21 protein-coding genes and 1 tRNA gene are annotated in these 22,187 nt (G+C 57.2%); 7 read left to right on the top strand and 15 right to left on the bottom strand.

Translation table 11 applies throughout. The annotated features are described in order from the left end of the window. Positions 1–5: 5 nt before the first annotated feature. A complete protein-coding gene (gene flgK, locus KORLAC_RS08425) occupies positions 6–2,120 on the bottom strand; it encodes a flagellar hook-associated protein FlgK (RefSeq protein ID WP_068305411.1) in 2,115 nt (704 codons plus the stop codon). A 274-nt stretch (positions 2,121–2,394) separates the two neighbouring features. Further along, positions 2,395–4,020, bottom strand: coding sequence for a sensor domain-containing phosphodiesterase (locus KORLAC_RS08420; protein ID WP_068305410.1), 1,626 nt, complete (start codon positions 4,018–4,020; stop codon positions 2,395–2,397). Positions 4,021–4,201: 181 nt separating this feature from the next. Between KORLAC_RS08420 and KORLAC_RS08415 the strand changes: the two genes are divergently transcribed. After that, positions 4,202–4,765, top strand: a complete 564-nt coding sequence (locus tag KORLAC_RS08415; protein ID WP_068305408.1) for a S24 family peptidase — start codon at positions 4,202–4,204, stop codon at positions 4,763–4,765. Positions 4,766–4,834: 69 nt separating this feature from the next. Here the strand turns inward: KORLAC_RS08415 and KORLAC_RS08410 are convergent, their stop codons facing one another. From KORLAC_RS08410 to KORLAC_RS08395, 4 genes are all read right to left on the bottom strand, one after another. Continuing rightward, positions 4,835–6,178, bottom strand: a complete 1,344-nt coding sequence (locus KORLAC_RS08410; RefSeq protein ID WP_068305406.1) for a phytoene desaturase family protein — start codon at positions 6,176–6,178, stop codon at positions 4,835–4,837. Positions 6,179–6,180: 2 nt separating this feature from the next. After that, positions 6,181–6,666 carry an RrF2 family transcriptional regulator gene (locus KORLAC_RS08405; RefSeq protein WP_206594903.1) on the bottom strand — a complete coding sequence of 162 codons (486 nt, stop codon included), beginning with the start codon at positions 6,664–6,666 and terminating at the stop codon, positions 6,181–6,183. A gap of 125 nt (positions 6,667–6,791) precedes the next feature. Then, a complete protein-coding gene (locus KORLAC_RS08400; protein ID WP_068305403.1) occupies positions 6,792–7,331 on the bottom strand; it encodes a class I SAM-dependent methyltransferase in 540 nt (179 codons plus the stop codon). A 137-nt stretch (positions 7,332–7,468) separates the two neighbouring features. After that, positions 7,469–7,555: transfer RNA gene (locus tag KORLAC_RS08395), tRNA-Leu, on the bottom strand. A gap of 149 nt (positions 7,556–7,704) precedes the next feature. Here KORLAC_RS08395 and purU point away from each other — a divergent pair. Continuing rightward, on the top strand, positions 7,705–8,562 hold the full coding sequence (gene purU / locus KORLAC_RS08390; protein WP_068305401.1) for a formyltetrahydrofolate deformylase: 858 nt from the start codon (positions 7,705–7,707) through the stop codon (positions 8,560–8,562). 19 nt (positions 8,563–8,581) lie between these two features. Here the strand turns inward: purU and KORLAC_RS08385 are convergent, their stop codons facing one another. After that, on the bottom strand, positions 8,582–9,346 hold the full coding sequence (locus tag KORLAC_RS08385) for a competence/damage-inducible protein A (protein WP_068305400.1): 765 nt from the start codon (positions 9,344–9,346) through the stop codon (positions 8,582–8,584). Positions 9,347–9,449: 103 nt separating this feature from the next. On the opposite strand from KORLAC_RS08385, the gene KORLAC_RS08380 reads away from it, so the two are divergent. The 3 genes from KORLAC_RS08380 to KORLAC_RS08370 are packed head-to-tail and all read left to right on the top strand — an operon-like array spanning position 9,450 to position 12,352. Continuing rightward, the gene (locus KORLAC_RS08380; protein ID WP_068305399.1) at positions 9,450–10,553 is read left to right on the top strand and encodes an S-(hydroxymethyl)glutathione dehydrogenase/class III alcohol dehydrogenase; all 1,104 of its coding nucleotides are present in this window, start codon (positions 9,450–9,452) and stop codon (positions 10,551–10,553) included. After that, a complete protein-coding gene (gene fghA / locus KORLAC_RS08375; RefSeq protein WP_068305397.1) occupies positions 10,553–11,392 on the top strand; it encodes an S-formylglutathione hydrolase in 840 nt (279 codons plus the stop codon). Before KORLAC_RS08380 ends, fghA begins: the two co-directional genes overlap by 1 nt. Before the next feature lie 6 nt (positions 11,393–11,398). Next, a complete protein-coding gene (locus KORLAC_RS08370; RefSeq protein ID WP_241493391.1) occupies positions 11,399–12,352 on the top strand; it encodes a proline iminopeptidase-family hydrolase in 954 nt (317 codons plus the stop codon). A gap of 2 nt (positions 12,353–12,354) precedes the next feature. Here KORLAC_RS08370 and KORLAC_RS08365 read toward each other — a convergent pair whose 3' ends face one another. From KORLAC_RS08365 to purB, 3 genes are all read right to left on the bottom strand, one after another. After that, the gene (locus KORLAC_RS08365) at positions 12,355–12,864 is read right to left on the bottom strand and encodes a PAS domain-containing protein (protein WP_068305396.1); all 510 of its coding nucleotides are present in this window, start codon (positions 12,862–12,864) and stop codon (positions 12,355–12,357) included. Next, positions 12,861–13,340 carry a PAS domain-containing protein gene (locus KORLAC_RS08360; RefSeq protein WP_160328618.1) on the bottom strand — a complete coding sequence of 160 codons (480 nt, stop codon included), beginning with the start codon at positions 13,338–13,340 and terminating at the stop codon, positions 12,861–12,863. The genes KORLAC_RS08365 and KORLAC_RS08360 overlap by 4 nt, the downstream gene beginning before the upstream one ends. Before the next feature lie 168 nt (positions 13,341–13,508). After that, complete coding sequence (gene purB / locus KORLAC_RS08355; RefSeq protein ID WP_068305392.1) at positions 13,509–14,810, bottom strand: adenylosuccinate lyase; 1,302 nt, start codon at positions 14,808–14,810, stop codon at positions 13,509–13,511. A gap of 137 nt (positions 14,811–14,947) precedes the next feature. Between purB and KORLAC_RS08350 the strand changes: the two genes are divergently transcribed. After that, entirely contained in the window at positions 14,948–16,261 is a 1,314-nt protein-coding gene (locus KORLAC_RS08350; RefSeq protein WP_068305390.1) for an amidohydrolase family protein, read from the top strand. Here KORLAC_RS08350 and KORLAC_RS08345 read toward each other — a convergent pair. Genes KORLAC_RS08345 through sfsA form a run of 5 tightly spaced genes read right to left on the bottom strand, consistent with a single transcriptional unit; the run spans position 16,258 to position 19,519 of the window. Next, complete coding sequence (locus KORLAC_RS08345) at positions 16,258–16,743, bottom strand: CYTH domain-containing protein (RefSeq protein WP_068305388.1); 486 nt, start codon at positions 16,741–16,743, stop codon at positions 16,258–16,260. The genes KORLAC_RS08350 and KORLAC_RS08345 overlap by 4 nt on opposite strands. Beyond that, positions 16,740–17,195, bottom strand: a complete 456-nt coding sequence (locus KORLAC_RS08340) for an NUDIX domain-containing protein (protein WP_068305386.1) — start codon at positions 17,193–17,195, stop codon at positions 16,740–16,742. Before KORLAC_RS08340 ends, KORLAC_RS08345 begins: the two co-directional genes overlap by 4 nt. Before the next feature lie 49 nt (positions 17,196–17,244). Continuing rightward, a complete protein-coding gene (gene radC / locus KORLAC_RS08335) occupies positions 17,245–17,934 on the bottom strand; it encodes a RadC family protein (RefSeq protein WP_068305385.1) in 690 nt (229 codons plus the stop codon). 11 nt (positions 17,935–17,945) lie between these two features. Next, positions 17,946–18,776, bottom strand: a complete 831-nt coding sequence (map, locus tag KORLAC_RS08330) for a type I methionyl aminopeptidase (RefSeq protein WP_068305383.1) — start codon at positions 18,774–18,776, stop codon at positions 17,946–17,948. A gap of 32 nt (positions 18,777–18,808) precedes the next feature. After that, positions 18,809–19,519, bottom strand: coding sequence for a DNA/RNA nuclease SfsA (gene sfsA, locus KORLAC_RS08325; protein WP_068305381.1), 711 nt, complete (start codon positions 19,517–19,519; stop codon positions 18,809–18,811). 436 nt (positions 19,520–19,955) lie between these two features. On the opposite strand from sfsA, the gene KORLAC_RS08320 reads away from it, so the two are divergent. After that, positions 19,956–22,145 (top strand): TonB-dependent receptor, encoded by a 2,190-nt coding sequence (locus tag KORLAC_RS08320; RefSeq protein ID WP_068305379.1) that lies wholly within the window; start codon positions 19,956–19,958, stop codon positions 22,143–22,145. Positions 22,146–22,187 lie beyond the last annotated feature (42 nt).

The raw sequence follows: 22,187 nt of genomic DNA, 5'->3' as shown, positions 1-22,187 counted from the left end.
GCTCCTTACACTATCGACAACAGGTCGTCATAGAGATCCTGCACGCTTGAGAGGACACGCGCCGCAGCCCCATAGGCATTCTGGTAGACAATGAGGTTTGACAATTCTTCGTCCATATTCACACCGGACACCGCTGAGTTCCGCGCCTGCACTTCTTGTTGCAGCGCGATATTGTCTGCTTCCAGGTCCGACACTCGGCGAGCCTGCAGGCCTGCGTTTCCAAGGAAACGGGCAACATACTGGCTGAGTGTGACATTGCTCGCCTTCAATTCACCTGCACTGTCGAACCCCACAAGGGACGTCTCCAGGCTTTGGAATGCCAGCGCCCCGCGCTGGTCACCGTCTGTCAGCACCACATCGCCCACCGCGCCTGTCGCATCAAAGACCGCCAGCGAAAGGCGGTTGGGGTCTGATGTGATGTCTTCGTTAATGGTAACGTCCCGTGCCGCTTCAACCCGGTGCTTGTCGCCAATACCAAAGGCGCCGGTAAAGGTCACACCGGTGCCGCCGATATCCGTGGTGTCGTTGATAACCTTCAGGTTGATGCCGTCGTAGGAAGCTGTTTCCTCGTACGTAAGCTGGCCGTCGCTTTCGAGCGTGAAGGAGAAATACGCCCCCAGACCACCAACGTTATTCAGTTCAGTGATCATGTCGTCGAAGGTCGTGCCTGTGGTGCCAACGGAAATTGTCGCCAGACTGCGCCCCAGAGAGTCCAGCACTTCAAATTCGATGGTTTCGGCCGCACCCATGTTATGGTCTTCCGTGCCGTCGAGGCCCGTTTCATAAATGCCGGCCCGATCTGCGGACAGGAGGTCATTCATACCAAAGAAATGCGAGAAGCCACGACCAGCACGGTCGCTTGGGTCCGCCTCATCGTCAGCAATAACAACACCGTTCGCTGAGTTGGTCGCTGTGAAGGACATCACACCGTTGTTCAGGGCCAAAGTGCCGTCCGCACCCAGGGCCGCATTCACCGCCGTCACAACAGCATCAAAATCGGGATAGGTCCCAGTATCGCTGAAATCGACAGTTACGGAATTGACCAGCTGGTTATTGCCATCAACAACAGCAAACGTGGTCTGACCAGTGAAACCCGTCTGATGTGCGCCGTCGACAAAGGTCTGCTTGCCTTCCATGCTGTTAGGGGCTGGCACAGCCGAATACTTGTTCTGGATGGCATTGAACTCATCCATGGCACGCGCAGACAATTCACCCAGCGTGACACTGAGGTCCACCAACTGGTTGTCGCGCATTTCCATCAAGCCCTTGAGTTTGCCTGAGCGAATGTGAGGTGTCAGGTCGACGGTGGAGGAAATCTGTTCACCGTCGTCATTCACCCGGTATACGTCAATTGTCGGGAACGTGGTGCCGGCTTCAACGATACCCGGCGCATCATATTCCAACTGGAACAGCGATGTATCCAGAAGCGGGTACCCGTCGCCGGTAGCGATCTTGACGCCGCCCGCGGCCGTCCGTTCAATCTTGATGTCAATCAACGACGCCAGTTCGTTCAGCGCAAGCGACAGCTGCCCTTCCAGGCCTCCCGATTCTTCACCCAGCGCACTGGCGCGAACCAGAAGCGGGTTCAGCTCATCGATCCGCTGCAGCGTGGTATTGATCGCATTAACCGTCTCGGCCATTTGGGTACTGGCTTCGCTGCGCAGGGACTGGATCTGATCATGATACAGGTTGATCTGGTCGGTAAAGCTGCCAATCTCGGACAACATCTGCTGGCGACGCAATACATCGGCCGGGTTAAGGGCCAGGTCAGCCATTGCCTGATAGATCTGGTCCATACGCGCCGCGAGTGAACTATCTGACGCCGGGTCGCCAAGAATACCCTGCAGCCGGTCATGGAACTCGCGCTGCACTGTGACCTCAGACAGATTGGAAGTGGAAGTCTGGAGAGCGCTTTCAAGAAACTTGTCAACAACGCGCTTGATGTCAGAGATACTGACCCCGGCAGATTGCCCCTGCAGGATATTGGCTTCCGTTTCAACGACCACGCGGGCATAGCCTTCGGTGTTGACGTTCGCGATGTTGTTTGACGTTGCCTGGATCGCAGCCTGGTTCGTGAACAGGCCGCTCAGCGAAGTATTGATAATTCCGTTAATCGACATGGATCATCTCCCCCGCTGCAGGTTTTGCACTGGTGGCTGGCCGGGCAAAATATGCCACCGCCATCGGAACACTCGCGGCAAACTTGGCCGTTGGCTGATCCGTAAGCTGACGGGAGAAATCTCTCATTACTGCATATTTTCGACGTAAAAACATATAGTTAGCACACCAATCCTTTATCTCTCGAAGGGACGCAGCGCTGGAAACGCTTTGCCGCTCGCCAAGATAAGGAGCAAGGAGTGTGCCAAGTCTGGAGAAAGGGGTACGGGGCGCAGGTCACCCCTGCAGGAACTGAAGCGCCTCGTCAGGCGGCATCGGCTTGCCGTATAGCCAACCCTGCGCATAGTTCACGCCTATTTCCTCAAGGAAGCGACGCTGTTCTTCATTTTCGACGCATTCACCCACCGTTTCAATGCCCAGCCCCTTACAAAGGTCAGCCATTGACCGCAGGAAGGAGCGGTTCTCAGCGTCCTCGAGGCCTTTGCGAATATAGATGCCGTCGATCTTGACGCAGTCTACCTTAAGGACACGCAGATACTGCAGCCCTGCAGCGCCAGCGCCAAAATCATCTAGGCTGACCTTATGGCCAAAATCGCGGATACGGCGGAGGATGCGGTTGGTGGTTTCCAGATCGTCGATCTGGCTCGATTCCGTTAGTTCGAACATCAGGTTTTCACGGATGTCACCGCAATCTTCCAGAATATTGAAGAAATGGCGCAGGAAGCCCTGTGACTGGATGGAATGGCCGGAAATATTCACCGCTGCAGCCACGTTATAGCCGATGCGCCGCATACGCTTGATCAGCGACACCACCTTCATGGTCATGGCCAGGTCAAATTCGTGGATCACCCCGATATCTTCTGCGAAACACATGAACTCGAAAGGCGAACCCGCAAATATATTCTGGTCGAACCGTGCCAGCGCTTCGAAATGATGCAGTGTGCCGTCGTGGATATCGACAATCGGCTGCAGGGCTACATCGAAACGCTCCTGCAACACAATCTGCTTGAAAGCCTTCAATTGCGCCTTCACCTTCTCCAACCGCCGTTCGTACCCGCCTGTCAGGGCCTGGATGGTCTTGGCATTTTCCTTGGATGCCGCGCGCTTCATGGCATAAACGGCAGCTTTCACCGCATCGGATTCGGAAATACCGTCTTCGCCGGCCACTGTCACATAATTGGCTTCGTCCCGACCCTGCTTGAAGGCACCGCGCATAGCGTTGGAGACCTGCTGCCGTTCGTCAGGACAGGCCACACCCTCCGGTCTGTGCGCTTCACGCTTGGTCTCCGACAAATCTGCCGCTGCCCCTTCTGCCGCCGCATCGCCCAGCAAGCGGTGAAGCGCCCACAGGCTGACCTCTGCCTTGCCCTGCCCCGCCTGTTCGTCAAGGCCCGCCAGCTTCATCAGCGCTTCAGGAACACTATGATCTGTCCCCGCTGCATATTCTGTCAGGCGCTGTGCCAGCTTGGCGAAATGCTGCTTGTCGAACTGGCGCGGCGAACTGCTGGGTGCACGCTTGTTCTCGCCGATGGAGAGTTGCCCCCAATAGGGGCTGATTGAAAGCTGGATTGTACCGGGTTCCGCCCCTGGCGTGCGTACAGCGTGCAGTTCAATCGCGCCCGGCACGCCGTCAGCCCGCAGCATGCGAAGCGGCACGGGCCCGACATGGCCGGACTTCATCAGCTTGTGACGCACCAGGCGCCAGATCGCAAAATCCTTGGAATGAATGTAGGCAGTGAAACATTGGCCCATCAGGCCGCCGCTGCCGCACCCCAGCAGGCGGTCCAGGTTGCCCGATGCGTAGATGACCCTGTCATCAGGTGCCAGCTCCATTACTGCACCAGCCAGCGACTGATAAAGCCCCGCGAATCTATGGAGATCGATCGACCGATTGTCGTCCATGCCACCTATCCAAAGCGATCGTTGCAGGCGCCCCTCACCCGCACGTCAATTGGCCACACACCCGGAACCAAAAGCGCCAACAGGGACAGTATGGACCCAACATCATTAAAATTTAGTCACTACAACTTTGCGCTTTATTTGACGCGGCTGATCTGCATAATAAGAACAAAAGGAGAACATAATGACCACAAGCGATATACCTGACCCGACAGCCACTGGATACCTGAGCAACATAACCGGCGAGACGAAGGCACAATTTGAAGAAGGGCAAGCCCCGATACTGGGGCATGACTCCCTGTCCCGAAAGTGGCCGCGCAAACACGGACGCGCTGGAGGCAGTGGCCGCGTGCAAGCCTTTGGCCCCATGCGGGACCTACCTGTGCTGGGGCGGGCGCAAGGCGGGAAGGACGGCAGTATTGTGATGGAAGACAGCGCCATAGACTGGACGTTCCGGCCCGCAGACCTGCAGGGGGTAAAGAACGCCTTTGCTGTTTTTGTTACCGGCGATTCGATGGTGCCCAAGTACAAGAATCAGGACCTGGCCTATGTCCACCCAACGAAGCCACCACGCCGGGGGCGTTTCGTGCTGGTGGAAACCGCAGAGCACACAGGTTTCATCAAGCAATTTGTCAAATGGGATGGTCAGGATCTGGTTTTGAAACAGTATAATCCTGCGCACGAAATTCGACTTCCACGCGAGCAGGTGTTGCGGGTACTGCTGGTAATCGGCAGCCTTGACAGCTGAAGTCGGAAGCTAGGGGCCGGGCGACGAATGCCGCCCCGCCCTCATATAGCGCTGTGCGTCAGGTGTCAGCTATTCTGCTGCCTGGGCATGCTGCGGCTGGGCAGCTGCACCAGCTGCGAGACGCCCCGCAGCCCGGCCACTTGCCGCGGACGCGTCAGACAGAAAGCCCTTCGGCCCAACCCAGTCACCAGCCAGACAAAGGCCAGGCACTGACGTCTCCACCGCCGGACGCCCCGCCATGCCGCCATGCTCTGCAAGCGGAAGCGAATTGGCGATCACCATACCGGGGCGGAAATACCGCGACACGACATGCTGCCTCCAGCCCGGCTGTAACTGATCGGTATAGCGCTCGACCTCTTGTTCCAGCGCGCTGGCTTTCTCTGCTCTCAACGGGTCCAGGTATTTTACGGTATGCAGCAAGCCGCCACCCTTTGGCGCCAACTTGGCCACACAGGAATGGACGGAAAGATAGACAGGGTCATCGATCCCCAGTGCGAAGCTGGTGGCCTCAACAGGCACCTTCGAGAGACACACATCCAGGCACGCCCCCCGGACCGGTACGGCCTGCTCGGCATAGCCTGTTAACTCGGATGCGAGGCCTGCCGCAACCGACGCCGCCTGTTTCGGAGCCAGGGCCAGCACCACAGCATCCGCACTAACCTGCCCCTTGGACGTGACCACGGTAAAGCCAGCACCAGTGCGCTCGACATCACTGACCTTCTGGCCTGCCTGCAGGTCAACGCCACTTGTCTTGGCGGCGTCAACCAGCGTGTCCACCATCTGTTGCCAACCGCCGTCCAGATAAAGCACGCCCCCAAGCGCCATCTTCAGCTGTTCGATTGCCGCGCCGCCACACATCTGGCTGGGCGCGTTGGCATAGGTGCTGAGCCGCATCACGGCATGCATATAGGCGCGGGCACCTGGCGCAGGCAGAAGCGCCATAAGCGTGTCCTCAAGTGTCATGCCCACATAGTCTGCCGAATTCATTTTGGGCAAGTTGGCGTAGAATCGCGTTGTCGCCCACCTGTCGATGAGCGAGAACAACCCCGTCCGCCAGAATGACATCAGGCTGACCGGCAAGAGATAGGGCTTGCCCTGCCATGTCGCGGTTTGGCCTTCTAGGGGCGGCGTGCCCCCAGTGACAGACAGACCCAGATCATCGAGCGCCCGCTTCGCGGCACCGCCCTTGTAAAGAGCGTGCGCGCCCATATTGACCGAGAAACCGCCTTCTTTGGTGGTTTGGGCCCTGCCACCAAACTGGCGCGCCCCTTCAAGCACAGTCACTCTAGCCCCGCCCTTTGCGGCGTAAAGGGCCGCGATCAGCCCCGCCATGCCTCCGCCAACGACGACCACATGCTTTGCGCCGCGCGGATTACCGGCACCGCCATCCTGAATGTCCTTGATGTCCTTCATTGTTATCCTCCTGTCGTACGCTCGAGCCAACTTATTGATTTTTCGATTTGTTTTGGATCAACCTCTTCCGCCGCCTGCGCCACAAGCGCCGCGATGGTTACCTTCTGCAGTTCCCGTCGCCAGGCCGCTTCGGCGCTCCACATGGCGCGGGCAATGCCGCAAGGCTTCTTGTAGGCTGCAGCCCCGACCGCCGACGGGCCCCGCCGCCTGATTTCGGTGCACTGGAAGCATGGGTCCTTGCCGTCGATGGCTTCGACAACATCCAGAAGCGTGATCCGCTCAGCCGGGCGCCCCAGTCGGTAACCGCCCCCAGGGCCGCGTGTGGTCTGCACGATGCCCGCTCGCGACAGGCTTTGCAGGTGTTTCGCCAGATAGTCCTTTGGGACATCATGAAATTCAGACAGCCTGCCCACCGGCAGGGCCGTCCCTTCGGGCAGCGCTGCCAACAGGGTGCAGCAGTGGATCGCCCATTCTATACCTTCGCTCATCTTCATGATTACGGATATATATCATCCAAATATATTCGGTCAAGAAATATCCGTATTTATCGCATAAAGAACGCCACCAAGGTCGGCAGCGTTCTTCCCGGATAATATTGCAGGCTATTCGTAGGTCAGCCCATTTTGCGGCAGCAGAACTGCGTGCCGTTCAGGAACACCAGACGCAGGTCCTTTTCATGCAGGTTCTTGTGCAGGGCGTCGATGACACCCGTTCCCCACCAGAACTGGTCCGTATAGTCATCGCCGTAAATCAGCCCCTTGGGCTTGACCTTGTCATAGAATAGGTCGAAATCCAGGCACACGCCCTCAAAGCTGTGATCACCGTCCAGATAGACGAAATCCAGGCTGCCGTCCGGGATGTGCGTGACCGCGCCCTTGGAAAAATCGCGCAGGATTTCCACCGCCGGATTATCGGCAAACCGCTTCTGTACGCTTTTGAAGCGCTGATCCATTTCCCGCTGCGCCACCTTTTTTCCGAACCAAGATTTGGCGTATTTTTCGTCTTCAACCACCTGCCAAGGGTCGATCAGATACATTTTTTTCGGATTGGCTTTATTGATAATCTTCGCCGAATAATCGCCCAGGTGGACGCCCACTTCCGCGCACACTGCGTTCTTGGGCATATGCTCAAGAACCTGCTGTCGTGCATTCATGTCTTGCTCTCGCTCACTCAAATTCTGGCGGTTGGTCCCGGACCCCGCCCCCCATTTTTCTCAATCGTGGGCATATCAAACCGGATGGCCGCGCATGTCAATGCAAGCTCACGAATTAATTGAAGGTCAGGAGAAAATGGTACCCGCAACCGGACTCGAACCGGTACGACCATACGGTCTCAAGATTTTAAGTCTTGTGTGTCTACCAATTCCACCATGCGGGCACACGAGGCTGGTCTTCGGTTATTAATCATTCATCCTTCCCAAAACAACGGCTTATTTCGTTATGTTTCAATAAAAACTGTTGCCAAGCCCCGGAAGCCCTGCTCTGGTGCGGCCTCAACGAGTAATGTTACGTGTTCCAGAGGTTGCCATGACCGAAAAATTTATCCTTACCCTGTCCTGCCCTGACGAACCCGGCATCGTTGCCGAAGTTTCCGGCCTGATTGCCACGGCAGGCTGCAACATCACGTCAAGCAACCAGTATGCAGACACGGCCACCGGCCAGTTTTTCATGCGCGTGGCCATCCGCCCACTGAGCGAGCCTGTCAGCTGCGATGACTTGCGGGCGCGATTTGCCCCAGTGGCCGACAAATTCGGCATGGACTGGGCGATCCACGACGCTTCAAAACCCCAGCGCGTGCTGATCATGGTCTCAAAATTCGACCATTGCCTGATGGACATCCTGTACCGCATGGAACGCGGCGCACTGCATATGGAAGTGCCCGCCGTGGTCTCGAACCACAAGGACGCCTACCAGCTGACGGCTTCCTACAACATCGCCTATCACCACTGGCCGGTCACGCCGGAGACAAAGGCCGAGCAGGAACAGAAGCTTCTGAAGCTGATCGATGACGAGCAAATCGACCTGATTGTGCTGGCGCGCTATATGCAGGTGCTGTCGAACAAGGCGTGCGAACGCCTGGCAGGCAAGGTGATCAACATCCACCACAGCTTCCTGCCTTCTTTCAAGGGCGCAGCCCCCTACCAGCAGGCGCATGAAAAGGGTGTGAAGCTGATTGGCGCCACCGCGCACTATGTGACGGCGGACCTGGATGAAGGCCCGATCATTGAACAGAATGTGGCCCGGGTGAATCACGCCATGGAGGCCTCGGACCTCGTGGCCACCGGCCGCGATGTGGAGCGTGTCACGCTCGCCGAAGCCCTGAAGCTGCACCTGGAGCACCGGGTACTGCTGAACGGTACCAAAACAGTGGTATTCAAGCCTTAAGCGGTCAAATTTCAGGCAATCAGTCGATTGCGGTGGGATGATCCATATCGAAGCCCATGGCGTCGCACAGGTTCATCACCGCACCCATGGCGGCGTCGATGGCGTCCTTGTCGGCGCTGCGGATCACAATGTTGGCGCCGTAGCCCTGGCCATAGAAAGGATAGCTGCCGATACTGGTGCCTGGGTGTTCTTCCTGAATTTTCCCAAGCCCTTCAGCGATCTTGCTTTCCGCCGCATGCACCGTGAGTGACTGGGCCCAGACCTTGCGACCGGTACGCAGGTGCGCGCGGATGCCTTCCAGCATCGACTGCATGATCTTGGGCACGCCGGCCATGATGAAGACATTCTCAATACGAATCCCCGGTGCGATGGACACAGGGTTGTCGATCAGCTCGCCGCCTTCGGGCACGCGGGTCATGCGCTTGCGGGCTTCGGTGAAGTTTTCTTCGCCATAATATTCCGCCATGCGCCGGTAGGCTTCGGGGTGTACCACCACAGGCACACCAAAGGCCGCAGCCACGCTGTCGACGGTAATATCGTCATGGGTTGGGCCAATACCACCGGTAGTAAACAGATAGTCGAACTTTGACCTGAGCGCATTCACCGCAGCCGCGATCTCTTCTTCAATATCCGGCACAACGCGCACTTCCGAAAGCTGGATACCCACTTCATTCAACCACACCGCCAAGTATGACAGGTTCGCATCCTTGGTACGGCCAGAGAGAATCTCGTCGCCGATTATCAGAAGGGCGGCCTGAACGTCAGTGTCCGTTTCGGTCGTCATAATGTATTTCCTGTTGATACTCGATTGCGGTTGCACTCTAATCCCGGTTTCGGTTTTAGTACATGCCGATTATCAATACGATTCCAATTGTAAGGGGGATGACATGAAAACACGTGCCGCTGTTGCATGGGGTGCCGGGAAACCGCTTTCTGTTGAAGAAGTAGACCTCGAAGGCCCAAAGGCGGGCGAGGTTCTGGTGGAAATCAAGGCCACAGGCGTGTGCCACACCGATGCCTTCACGCTGTCTGGCGATGATCCTGAAGGCGCTTTTCCTGCCATTTTGGGCCACGAAGGCGCAGGTGTGGTCCTCGAGGTGGGCGAAGGTGTGAAAAGCCTGAAGCCGGGCGATCATGTGATCCCCCTCTATACGCCCGAGTGCCGCGAGTGTGATTATTGCCTGCACCCCAAGACCAACCTGTGCCAGAGCATTCGCGAAACACAGGGCAAGGGCGTGATGCCAGACGGCACCAGCCGCTTCTCCATCGATGGCAAGCCGATCCTGCACTATATGGGCTGCTCGACCTTCTCGAACCACACGGTGCTGCCAGAAATCGCGCTCGCGAAAGTGCGCGAAGACGCGCCGTTCGACAAAATCTGCTACATCGGCTGCGGCGTGACCACCGGTGTGGGCGCGGTGGCGTTCGACGCGAAGGTAGAGCCCGGTTCGAACGTCGTCGTATTCGGCCTTGGCGGTATCGGCCTCAATGTCATCCAGGGCGCGCGCATGGTTGGCGCCAACAAGATTGTCGGCGTGGATATCAACCCGGCGCGCGAAGCCATGGGCCGCCAGTTCGGCATGACAGACTTCGTCAACCCGAAGGAATGTGACGTGATGGAAGCCATCATGGACCTCACAAACGGCGGCGCGGACTATTCGTTCGAGTGCATCGGCAACGTCAACACCATGCGCCAGGCGCTTGAGTGCTGCCACAAGGGCTGGGGCGAAAGCATCATCATCGGTGTGGCCGGCGCGGGCCAGGAAATCTCCACCCGTCCGTTCCAGCTTGTGACAGGGCGCGTGTGGCGCGGTACGGCCTTTGGCGGCGCGCGTGGCCGCACAGACGTGCCCAAGATCGTCGACTGGTACATGGACGGCAAGATCAACATTGATGACCTGATCACCCACAAGATGCCGCTGGATGAAATCAATACAGCCTTCGACCTGATGCATGAAGGCAAATCCATCCGCTCCGTGGTGGAATTCTGATGAGCTTGGAAATCATCAGCGAAACGGGCTGCTTTGGCGGCATCCAGGGCACCTACCAACACACGTCTGAGGTTCTGGGCTGCGACATGCGGTTCAGCGTCTATACGCCACCTGCCGCAGCACACGGACAGGTACCAGTCCTCTGGTATCTGTCCGGCCTGACATGCACAGAAGAGAACGCGACCGTCAAAGCGGGCTTTCAGCGGGCCGCTTCGGAGCTTGGCCTTATGGTGATCTGCCCGGACACCAGCCCGCGCGGCGATCATGTTCCGGATGATGACGCCTATGATTTCGGCAAGGGCGCAGGCTTTTATGTAAACGCAACGGAAGACCCATGGGCCAAGAACTTTCGCATGTATGATTACATCACGAAAGAGCTTGCGGAATTCGTTGGGTCTGTCGGCATGACAGACATGAGCCGCCAGGGCATTACCGGCCATTCCATGGGCGGGCATGGTGCGCTGACGATCTTCCTCAAGAACCGCGACACCTTCCGGTCTGTCTCCGCCTTCGCGCCGATCGTCTCGCCGATGAACTGCCCGTGGGGCGAAAAGGCACTGACGGGCTATATCGGTTCTGACCGCGCGGCATGGGCAGAGCATGACGCCTGTGCACTATTGGAACGCGGTGGCGCTACAGACGCAAACATCCTGATTGATCAAGGCCTTGCGGACAATTTCCTGGAGGGCCAATTGAAGCCGGAGCTGTTTGAGGCTGCGTGTGAAAAGGTGGGCCAGAAGCTCACGCTCAGGCGCCACGAAGGCTATGACCACAGCTATTTCTTCATCAGCACTTTCATTGAAGACCATCTGCGTCATCACGCCGACGCCCTCAAATAGGACCTCATGATGCTTCGCCTCGCTCTCGCTGCCCTGATCGCCCTGTCCCTCCTCACCCTGCCCGCCCAGGCCCACCAGGACCCGGAAATCGCGGGCTATATTCAAGTGGACGGCGGCAAGGTCTGGTACCGCTTGAATGGGCGCGAGCACCTGGGCAAGCGCCCGGCGATCATTGTCATGCACGGCGGCCCCGGCGGCACCCACCGGGGCAACATGCCCTATGTGGCGCTGGCGGACGAATTCCCTGTGATCCTTTATGACCAGCTGGGCACCGGTAATTCCGAACGCCCGAACAATCCGGAAAACTGGCGCGTGGAGCGGTTTGTGGCGGAGATTGACCATATCCGCGCGGCGCTAGGGCTTGATGACGTGATTATCGCGGGCCACAGCTGGGGCGGCACATTGGCGGCTGAATATGCTGTCAGGAATCCGGAAGGCCTGAAGGCCGCGATCCTGTCGAGCCCGCTAATCTCAACACGCCAATGGATCGCAGATAATCAGGAATGGATCGACCAGTTACCGCCTGAGACGGCAGCGACCATTCGCAAGCATGAGGCTGAGGGCACCACCAACCATCCGGATTACCGCGCCGCGGAAGCCGCCTTCTATGCCCGGCACATGTGCCGCACGGAAGGCTGCCGCAACAGCCGCTACCGCGTGGACGGCCCAAACTGGAACCCGGTCATGTATGAAACCATGTGGGGCCCGACCGAATTTTTCGCGCCCGGCACACTGAAGGATTATGACATCAGCCCGCAACTACCCACGGTCAAGGTGCCGACGCTGATGATCTGCGGTGAGTATGACGAAGCTGCCCCGAAAAGCTGCCGCAGGTTCGCAGGCATGATCCCGAACGCCAAAACAGTGATCGTCCCAGGCGCAGGCCACGCCACCATGGGCGACAATGAGGAGTTTTACATGATGGCGCTGCGGATTTTCCTGAAGGGCCTGAACGAGTAACGCTATTGGTCTCTGCGGCGCGAGGCTTCAACCGACAGGCACAGGAGGTGGGCGAATTCGCCCTGCTCGTTCGCGAGCGGCAGCAGCACATTCTCCGTAATCACATGCTCCCGGCCGAACGGGATCAGCTCGAAAAGATAGAAAACCGGCGCCCGGCGCTCATACGCCAGCCGATAAACATCGCCGCGCCAATGCAGTTCAGGCGGGGTTTCTGACAAGGTTACACCGGTGAAATCCTGCTTGAGCATGTCTGAAACACCAGTGCCGAACAGACGAATTCTGAAATCCTTGCCACTGTCCAGCACATCCACGATATACACATTTGTCAGGAAAGATTTCATTTCAGATGGTCGTATATCGGACTTCCGCGGCATGTCCCGACCGTCCAGCTTCGACAGCCATAGATCATGGATTTCCTTGGCAGACTTAAGGCGCGGCTCGCTCAGCTCCTCTGTCGGCTGACCAACCTCCCCGAAGGGGAAATTCCCGCTTATGTCCGGTTGCTTGCTCATGGCCCTTTCACCAGAACAGAGGCGCAGACAAGTTCCGAAAACTCGCCCTCCATATCGAGTGCCGGAAGGACGATATTTTCTGTGGTGACCGCAGGCCCGCCAGGCCGCCCCAGTTGGGACAAATACCCAACCGGCGCCCGTTCACGCACCACCGTGTCGTAGATGCGCCCGCGCCACTGAGTTTCCGGTACTGCGCTGATCAGGTGGCCCGTCATGTCGCGCCCCACCATCTGCGTCAGCGCCGTCCCAATCAGCCGCAACCGATAATCGGCACCGCCGTCGATGATGTCGACAATATAGAGATTGGGCAGGTAGGCCTTCATCCGCTCCGGCTTGAAATCGCTTTTGGACGGCATTTCCTGTTCGCCCTTGAGCTCCTTCCAAAGGTCATAAAGTTCCCGGGTGAATTGTGATTGAGGCTTAGACAGTTGCGTCAGGATCACCCCTTCAAGCCCTGTCGCGTTCAAGTCAGCCATTGACAACATATAGCCCCACCTCATTTTCTTCCCGCCTCAAAGCTGACATGAAAGGCGCCCGCAGGCAACGATTTTACGGCAATTTCCCATGCCTAAAATCTCCCCAAACACAAAAAAAGCGCCTCCATAAAGAGGCGCCTTTTCGCATTACTTTCAGCGCGTTAGAGGCTATTCGCCAAACACACGCTTGAAAATCGTGTCAACATGCTTGGTGTGATAATCCATGTTGAAGAGCTCATCCAGCTCGGCTTCAGAAACCTTGGCTGTGACGATCTTATCGGCCTTCAGGAGGTCAAGAAGCTGCAGTTCGCCGCGGCTGTCCCAAACCTTCATGGCATTCGCCTGCACCAGACGGTAGGCATCCTCACGGCTTACACCAGCCTGCGTCAGCTCAAGAAGCACGCGCTGGCTGTTCGGCAGACCGCCCATCTTGTTCATGTTATCCAGCATATTCTCTGGATACACCAGCAGCTGGTCCATCACGTTGGTGAGGCGAGCGAGGCTGAAGTCCAGCGCAACAGTCGCGTCCGGGCCAATATAGCGCTCAACGCTTGAGTGGGAGATATCCCGCTCGTGCCACAGCGCCACATTTTCCATGGCCGGGATTGCCATCGCGCGAATGTAGCGCGCCTGGCCGGTCAGGTTTTCGGTCAGAATCGGGTTTTTCTTGTGCGGCATAGCCGACGAGCCCTTCTGGCCTTTGGAGAAATACTCCTGGGCTTCCAGAACTTCGGTGCGCTGCAGGTGGCGCACTTCCACGGCCAGGCGCTCGATACAGCTTGCGATCACCCCGAGGACGGAGAAATACATGGCGTGGCGGTCGCGCGGGATCACCTGCGTGGACACGGGCTCGATCTCGAGGCCCATTTTTTCAGCCACATATTCTTCCACGAACGGGTCAATGTTGGCGAAGGTGCCCACCGCACCCGAGATCGCACAGGTTGCCACTTCCTTGCGCGCCATTTTCATGCGCTCAAGGCAGCGGTCAAACTCGGCATAGGCCTGCGCCATCTTGAGGCCGAAGGTGACCGGCTCGGCATGGATGCCGTGGCTACGGCCGATGCAAACGGTATATTTGTGCTCTTCCGCGCGGCGTTTCAGGACAACCAGCAGCTTCTCAAGGTCATCGATGATGATGTCCGCAGCCTGCATCAGCTGAACACTGAGGCAGGTATCCAGAACGTCGGATGAGGTCATGCCCTGGTGCACGAAACGCGCTTCGTCACCCACATGCTCCGCAAGGTTCGTCAGGAACGCAATCACGTCGTGCTTCACTTCGCGCTCGATCTCGTCGATACGCTCAACCTCGAACTTGCCGCGCTCCCACACAGCCTTGGCTGCGGCTTCAGGAATACGGCCAAGCTTGGCGTTGGCATCACAGGCGTGGGCTTCGATCTCGAACCAGATACGGAACCGGTTTTCCGCTTCCCAAATGTCGGTCATTTGCTTGCGGGAATAACGAGGGATCATGGGGCGCGCTCCTCACGGGCAATGGGCTAAAACAAAATCTGCCGTCACCTATCAGAAAGCACGGCTTATCGCAAGTTTCCTTGACACGTAGGCCATGCGCGCTGAGCATATCAGCGCCGCATTATCGGGAGGGTTAGATGCGTTTCATAACAGCCATATTCTGCATTCTTGGTTTTGCCGCCAATTCATCGGCGGAAAATATTCGAATTGAAAATGTCACAGTGATCTCTATGGATCAATCGACGGTCCAAGAGGGTGTTGTCGTTACCATTGTCGGCGAGCGCATCAGGCATATTGGGACTGCTGACAAAGCCCCTTCCCTGCATGGCGCGCCACGTATCATAGATGGCACCGGTAAATATCTGATCCCGGGCCTCGCAGAAATGCACGGCCACCTGCCCGCCTCGGGCTGGGACAAGGACCGCACGGAAGACACGCTGTTCCTCTATCTGGCGGGCGGTGTCACCACCGTGCGCGGTATGCTGGGGGACCCTGTGCAGTTTGACCTGCGCCAGAAAATTGAACTCGGCGAAATTGCTGGCCCAACACTTTATCTGGCGGCGCCCAGCCTGAATGGCCGCAGCGTCACCTCGGTTGAGGAAGCCATCCAGAAGACCAAACAATATGCCGCCGCGGGCTGGGACCTGCAAAAGCTGCATGGTGGCCTTTCCCTTGAAGAATATGATGCCATCGCCGCCACGGCGAATGCCCTTGGCTACCCGTTCGGCGGCCATGTGTCCGCCGACGTGGGGATCGAGCACAGTTTGGATGCCGGCCAGATCTCCATCGACCACATGGACGGCTACCTGCAGTGGCTTGGCGGCTACGAGCGCCCACTGACGGCGGAAGATATCCAGAAGGCAGTGGACAAAACACTCGCCTCCGGCGCCTGGGTCGTGCCCACACAGGCCCTGTTCAACACCTTTTATGCAGGTGCGGATGAAGACCCGACCCTGCCAGAAGATGAGGTCAGCGCCCTGCTTGCCCGTCCCGAGACCGCCTATGTGGACAAGGCCATGCTCGCGCGGTGGGAACAGACCGCCCGGTCAGTGCGCCGCAGTGCCATGGTGGTGGAAAATCGCCGGAAGCTCTTGAAAGCCTTTGCGGATGCGGGCGCCCATGTAGCCATGGGCAGCGACGCGCCCCAGACCTTCTCTGTGCCTGGCTTTTCCGTGTGGCGGGAAATTGAAGAGATGGTCGCAGGTGGCATGAGCGCCGAACAGATTCTCCACATCGGCACCAAAGCCGCTGGGGACTATCTGAAAGACAAAGACACGTTCGGTGTGATCAAGGCAGGCGCCCGCGCTGATCTGATCCTGCTGGACGCAGACCCACGCGCAGACATCATGAATATCACCAAGCAGGCAGGTGTGATGGCCGCAGGCCGCTGGTACAGCAGGGATGAGATTGACGCGCGGCTAAAGGAGATCGCAGCGCGCCACGGCAACTAATCGCCGTTCAGGACCGCGATAAAGTCACTGCGCCACTTTGAAATGGGGTTTCGGGCCAGGTTTGCATTCTGGAAGCAGGCATCGCCCGAAACTTCCTTGCCGATCCAGGCCGGGCGCTCGAAATACTCGTCCTTCGCCTGCAGTTCTATCTCTGCCAGCCATAGGCCCTCGTTCGCCCCCTGGAACACATCAACCGACCATATATGCTTGCCTGACTTGATGCTGTGGCGGGTTTTCCGCACCGGTTCCTCAAGCGCATTGTCGATCATGCTCAGAGCTTCGGCGTTCGAAAGCTTTCGCTCGATCTCCTGACGGGCAATGCCTTTGCCGATCTTGACCGTCATCACATAGCCGCCCTCATAGCGGCGCACGCGCAAGGATCGCCCTTCCCCACGCATAATGTACCACTGGGCAATCTCTTTCCCGTCCTTGAGGTCCAGAATACCGGGCCGCACCAGAAATTTACGCTCGATCTCAATCACGGTTTGATCTTGCCCGCCCGCAGGAAACAGATATGCAGGGCATTGGCATATCCTGGTGGAATATCGGCGATTTTCGCAATGCCCTTGGGACCTTTGAATTTAGCCCATCTGTGCTCGTCCGACAGCGTGATTTCAATATCCTTGGCTTTGTCCGGCAACTGGGCCGTGAATACCAGCACAAGCCGGTCGCCAAGCGTTGGATGATGCTTGACCCAACTGGAAACAAATTCGAAGGTCTTGGCCTTCAGACCGGCCTCTTCCTTCACCTCACGCTTCAGCGCTTTGAAAAGGTCTTCTCCGGTTTCCACCTTGCCGCCAGGCAGGTCAAAGAGGCCGCTGGACTTGCGCATTACCAGCGCCTTGCCGTTCGCGGACATAAGGACTACCTTTGCCGAAACCGGCAGGTCTTCCTCTAATTCCTTGCGAGTGGACTGTACTTGTTCCCAATACATCAAACTTCCTTAAACGGGGGCTTTCCAGCCATTCTTGTCGTGCCGGTGCCTACAATAACCCCAAATCCTTAAAACTTGCCTGCCCTGTTTTCCCGACAATGATATGGTCGTGAACCTTGATGCCAACGCGCCTGCAGGCGTCTGAAATTTCCTTCGTCATCTGAACATCCGCGTGGCTGGGTGCCGGGTCGCCCGACGGATGGTTATGAACAAGTATAAGGGCGCCGGCTTCAAGTTCAAGGCCACGACGGACAACTTCCCGCGTATAAACGGCCGTGCGGTCGATGGTACCGTCGCTCAGGACCTCATCGGCGATCAACGCATTCTTGCGGTCCAGGAACATGAGGCGGAACTGTTCACGCGGGATATTGCCCATGGCACCCTGCAAGTACCCCTGCACCGCCGCCCAGTTGCTCATCACAGGCTTGCCTGTGGCCTCAGCCCGGGTCAGGTGAAGCGCGGAAGCCTGCACAGCTTTAATGGCAGCAATCGCGGTCTCCCCCAGCCCCTTCATGGTACGCAGCTTGTCCACATCGGCACTCAGCACAGCTGCGTAACTTCCGAAACGGGCGATCAGGTCTTTGGCCAGAGGTTTAACATCGCGTCGGGGAATACCCAGAAACAGGATCAGCTCAAGAAGCTCATAGTCCGCAAGCGCGTCAGGTCCGCCCCTCAGGAAGCGTTCCCGAAGCCTGGCCCTGTGGCCCTTGACGTGATCCCTGTTGTCCGTTTCCCCCATCCGGCCCCTGTCTAATCCACGCCATCATAAGGCGGGCAAAACCAGCCTTTTGGCGACTTGGTGAAGACTTCATAGCCATCATCTGTGACGGCCAGTGTGTGCTCGAACTGCATCGACAGCGTTTTGTCGCGGGTTACCGCGGTCCAACCATCCGCCAAAATCTTGGATCCGGGCTTGCCAGCATTGACCATGGGTTCAATGGTGAAGAACATGCCAGGGCGCAGCTCAGGGCCCGTGCCCGGCTTGCCGAAATGCATCACGCTGGGCTCGTCATGGAACACCCGGCCGATACCGTGGCCGCAGAAATCCCGCACCACACTGTAGCGGTGGGCCTCAACATGCGTCTGAATTGCATGACCAATATCGCCCAGGCGCGCACCTGGTTTCACGGCCTCAATGCCCTTCCAAAGTGCTTCGAACGTCACCTGGCACAGGCGCTGAGGCAGCAGTTTCGGCTTGCCCACGAAGAACATGCGGCTTGTGTCACCGAACCAGCCGTCCAGGATCACCGTTACGTCAATGTTCAGGCTGTCGCCTTCCTTCAGCTTTTTCGGCCCCGGGATGCCGTGGCAGATGACGTGGTTGATCGACGTGCAGATTGATTTCGGAAAACCGCGATAATTCAGCGGCGCCGGAATGGCGTTATTGTCCAGAATGAATTCGTGGCACAGTCGGTCCAGCTCTTCCGTGGTGATGCCCGCTTTCACGTGTGGCGTTATATAATCCAGCGTCTCGGCTGCCAGCTTGCCGGCCGCACGCATGCCCTCAAAGGCCTCAGGGCCGTGGATCTTGATTGCACCGGTGCGTGCTTCGGGCACATCAACCGCATCTACATAATTCATTGTCAAATTCCCGCTTCGATCACTGTCCTGACTTAGAAGCCAAGGGACATCGGGCGGTCCACCCGGATGCCGTCAGTCGACAGATCACAAACATAACACAAAGTTTCAACGCCCGCCTCAATGGCTTCCTTAAGCGTCGCCGCATAGGTGGGATCAATATCCGTCGCAGGCGCAAAAGACAAGCAATCACCGCGCTGCACAAGGTATAGCATCACGGCCCGGTGGCCTTCCGCCACCATATCCATCAGCTCACGAAGGTGCTTTGTGCCTCGCGCGGTCACCGCATCGGGGAACTGGGCATCATTCCCAACGCGCAATGTCACATTCTTCACTTCGACAAAACACTGGTTTGCTGCACCTGTCTTTTCTGGCTCCTCCAGCAGTATATCGATCCGGCTGTTCTGGCCGTATTTCACTTCGCGCCTGAGGCTGGCATAGCCCGAAAGTTCCGGTATCACACCACCCAGGATGGCTTCTTCCGCCAGCTTGTTGGGGTGGCTGGTGTTGATACCCACCAGATGGCCGTCCACCTCCACCATTTCCCAGCGCCAGTCCAACTTGGCCTTGGGGTTGGTGTTGGGGGACAGGTAAACCCGGCTGCCGGGCTCCTTGCACCCCAGCATTGAGCCCGAGTTCGCACAGTGCGCGACCACCACGCTGCCGTCCGGCAACTCCACGTCCGCCAGGAAACGCTTGTAGCGCTTGATCAGGCGGCCTTCTGTCAATCTATTCTCGAAAATCATACCAGCACCCTATCCAGTCCTATAAGCGCAATCAAGCGCCACTGTATTTTCACACCAATATGTCACGCATCCCCGGCCTGTCACAGAATAGTTGATGAAAGTGATGTTAAATTGTCGACAATATGATATTGAATATCCCGACAAAGTTATGAGTAATCCGTCAAACGAGGAAAACAGGGAGGGTACTCAGCATCATTTTTTATATCGATTTGCATAAATGCCACGCCCATTTGGTTGCTTATCTGCAACACTTTGACTTCTTGGTCAGTATTGTTGTGAAGCGACTGATGAAAAATCATTCTCATCAGGTCCAGCGTATGCAAACTAAGGCTTTGGACGCATTATCCAAATCAGATGCCCGGCACCGATGGCATCACGCGTTTCCCAAAGTTGCTTATAAAAAAGAAGCTGCGTACTTCGAATGAGGAAATTCACCATGAAAAACACTTGGTTCAACCATAGCGCATGCCTGATCGCGGGCTGTTCTGCGCTGGCGCTCTCCGTTGGCGCCAATGCCCAGAGCGCATCGAGCGATTTCGTGCTCGAAGAAATCGTCGTGACCGCCCAAAAGCGGGAACAGAGCCTCCAAGACGTTCCGATCTCTATCTCCGCGCTGAGCGGCGACAAGATCAACACGTTCGCCGCTGGCGGCGAAGACATTCGCCTGCTCTCAAGCCGCGTACCTGGCCTGAACGCTGAATCATCCAACGGTCGTGTAGCGCCACGCTTCTACATCCGCGGTCTCGGCAACACTGACTTCGACCTCGCAGCTTCCCAGCCGGTATCTGTTGTTGTCGACGAAGTTGTTCAGGAAAACGTAATCCTGAAAAGCTTCCCGCTTTTCGACGTGGAGCGCGTTGAAGTACTGCGTGGCCCACAAGGCACTCTGTTTGGTCGCAACACGCCAGCTGGCATCATCAAGTTCGACACACGCAAGCCGACCCAGGAAGCTGAAGGCTACCTGTCTGCAAGCTACGGCTCGTACGGCACAGGCTCGTTTGAATTCGCACAGGGTGGCGGCATCAGTGACAAACTGTCTGCCCGCGTATCCATGCTTTACAGCCGCCGTGATGACCATATCGACAATGCTTACCTTGGCGAAGACGATGCCCTTGGCGGCTTTGAAGAATTCGCCGGCCGTGCACAGGTCTTGTTTGAGCCAACTGACACCTTCAGCGCTCTGGGGAATATCCATTTCCGTAGCCTGACGGGCACAAGCTCGCTGTTCCGCGCGAACATCCTGACAACTGGCAGCAACGACATCAACGGCAACTTTGACCGTGATGAAGTTTACTTCGGTGATGACCATGGCAACCCACAGGAATATGACAGCTGGGGTGCATCTCTGAAGATGGTCAAAGACTTCGACAATGAAATGACCCTGACCTCCATCACTGCTTATGAGACCACCAACGGCTCCAGCCTTGGCGATATCGACGGCGGTAACCCGGATGGCCCAGGCTTCATTCCGTTCCAAAGCACGACCCAAGACCATATCGATGACCTGGACCAGATCACGCAGGAACTGCGCCTGTCCCAGCAAGCAAGCGATCAGCTCTTCTATCAGGTTGGCTTCTTCTTCTTCGATAGCGACTTCACTGTGCGCACTACGCCGTTTTTCGTGCCGGATTCGACTGTTCGTCACCAGAACACCACTTGGGCGCTCTTTGGTCAGGTCAGCTATGACGTAACAGCAGACACCACCATCACCGTGGGTATGCGTTACACCGACGACGAAAAGACAGCTGATGCTTATTCTGGCGCATTCGGCGCACAGCTTGACACTGTTGAGCTTGAAGGCGACCGCGTAAGCTGGGATGCAGCTGTCAACCACGTGCTGAATGACGATGTATCCATCTATGCCCGCGTAGCTTCCGGTTTCCGCGCGCCAACCATTCAGGGCCGTGACGTAGCCTTCTTCGGCGTACCAACCACCGCCAAGGAAGAAACCATCATGTCCTACGAGGCAGGCTTCAAGGCGACTCTCGCTGAGAACCGCCTGCGCTGGAATGGTGCTGTCTTCTACTATGACGTATCCGACCTGCAGGTAACTGCGGTTGGTGGTGCTACCAACAGCGTGCAACTCGTAAGCGTTGACGAAGTAATCGGCTACGGCTTTGAGACTGACATCGAGTGGCTGGCATCCGAGAACCTGACTATCACGGCAGGCCTTGGTTATGCCAACACCCAGATCAACGATACCGGCCTGCGCGTACCAACTTGTGGTTCCGGCCAGTGTACGCCGCTTGACCCGATCGATGACGACGGTTTCGCGATTGTTGACGGCAATCCGCTGCCACAGGCACCAGACTGGACTGTGAACTTCACGGCTGACTATCATCGCATGATGGGTGACGGCGAATTCTTCATCTTCGCTGACTATGCGCTTCAGGGCGACACCAACATGCTGCTCTATGATACAGCTGAGTTCTCCACCAGCGGCACGTTCGAACTGGGTGCCCGCATGGGTTACCGCTTCGGTGAAGAGCTGCAGCACGAAGTTTCCATCTTCGGCCGCAACATCACCAATGAAACGAACCTCAAGGGCGTGATCGACTTCAACAACAACACGGGCTTTGTGAACGCACCGCGCGTGTTCGGTATCGGTCTTTCCACTCGCTGGTAGGCAAACCAACATTCAATCGTTTGGGAACGGGGGCCTTTCGCC

Origin of the sequence: Kordiimonas lacus (assembly GCF_001550055.1) — a bacterium.
GTDB classification, from domain to species: domain Bacteria; phylum Pseudomonadota; class Alphaproteobacteria; order Sphingomonadales; family Kordiimonadaceae; genus Kordiimonas; species Kordiimonas lacus.
This window is presented reverse-complemented; position numbering and strand designations above follow the sequence as displayed.

Excerpts from the sequence above, each read along its gene's own strand:
- flgK (WP_068305411.1), bottom strand. The coding sequence starts at position 2,120 with ATGTCGATTAACGGAATTATCAATACTTCGCTGAGCGGCCTGTTCACG.
- KORLAC_RS08420 (WP_068305410.1), bottom strand. The coding sequence starts at position 4,020 with ATGGACGACAATCGGTCGATCGATCTCCATAGATTCGCGGGGCTTTAT.
- KORLAC_RS08415 (WP_068305408.1), top strand. The coding sequence starts at position 4,202 with ATGACCACAAGCGATATACCTGACCCGACAGCCACTGGATACCTGAGC.
- KORLAC_RS08410 (WP_068305406.1), bottom strand. The coding sequence starts at position 6,178 with ATGAAGGACATCAAGGACATTCAGGATGGCGGTGCCGGTAATCCGCGC.
- KORLAC_RS08405 (WP_206594903.1), bottom strand. The coding sequence starts at position 6,666 with ATGAGCGAAGGTATAGAATGGGCGATCCACTGCTGCACCCTGTTGGCA.
- KORLAC_RS08400 (WP_068305403.1), bottom strand. The coding sequence starts at position 7,331 with ATGAATGCACGACAGCAGGTTCTTGAGCATATGCCCAAGAACGCAGTG.
- purU (WP_068305401.1), top strand. The coding sequence starts at position 7,705 with ATGACCGAAAAATTTATCCTTACCCTGTCCTGCCCTGACGAACCCGGC.
- KORLAC_RS08385 (WP_068305400.1), bottom strand. The coding sequence starts at position 9,346 with ATGACGACCGAAACGGACACTGACGTTCAGGCCGCCCTTCTGATAATC.
- KORLAC_RS08380 (WP_068305399.1), top strand. The coding sequence starts at position 9,450 with ATGAAAACACGTGCCGCTGTTGCATGGGGTGCCGGGAAACCGCTTTCT.
- fghA (WP_068305397.1), top strand. The coding sequence starts at position 10,553 with ATGAGCTTGGAAATCATCAGCGAAACGGGCTGCTTTGGCGGCATCCAG.
- KORLAC_RS08370 (WP_241493391.1), top strand. The coding sequence starts at position 11,399 with ATGATGCTTCGCCTCGCTCTCGCTGCCCTGATCGCCCTGTCCCTCCTC.
- KORLAC_RS08365 (WP_068305396.1), bottom strand. The coding sequence starts at position 12,864 with ATGAGCAAGCAACCGGACATAAGCGGGAATTTCCCCTTCGGGGAGGTT.
- KORLAC_RS08360 (WP_160328618.1), bottom strand. The coding sequence starts at position 13,340 with ATGGCTGACTTGAACGCGACAGGGCTTGAAGGGGTGATCCTGACGCAA.
- purB (WP_068305392.1), bottom strand. The coding sequence starts at position 14,810 with ATGATCCCTCGTTATTCCCGCAAGCAAATGACCGACATTTGGGAAGCG.
- KORLAC_RS08350 (WP_068305390.1), top strand. The coding sequence starts at position 14,948 with ATGCGTTTCATAACAGCCATATTCTGCATTCTTGGTTTTGCCGCCAAT.
- KORLAC_RS08340 (WP_068305386.1), bottom strand. The coding sequence starts at position 17,195 with ATGTATTGGGAACAAGTACAGTCCACTCGCAAGGAATTAGAGGAAGAC.
- radC (WP_068305385.1), bottom strand. The coding sequence starts at position 17,934 with ATGGGGGAAACGGACAACAGGGATCACGTCAAGGGCCACAGGGCCAGG.
- map (WP_068305383.1), bottom strand. The coding sequence starts at position 18,776 with ATGAATTATGTAGATGCGGTTGATGTGCCCGAAGCACGCACCGGTGCA.
- sfsA (WP_068305381.1), bottom strand. The coding sequence starts at position 19,519 with ATGATTTTCGAGAATAGATTGACAGAAGGCCGCCTGATCAAGCGCTAC.
- KORLAC_RS08320 (WP_068305379.1), top strand. The coding sequence starts at position 19,956 with ATGAAAAACACTTGGTTCAACCATAGCGCATGCCTGATCGCGGGCTGT.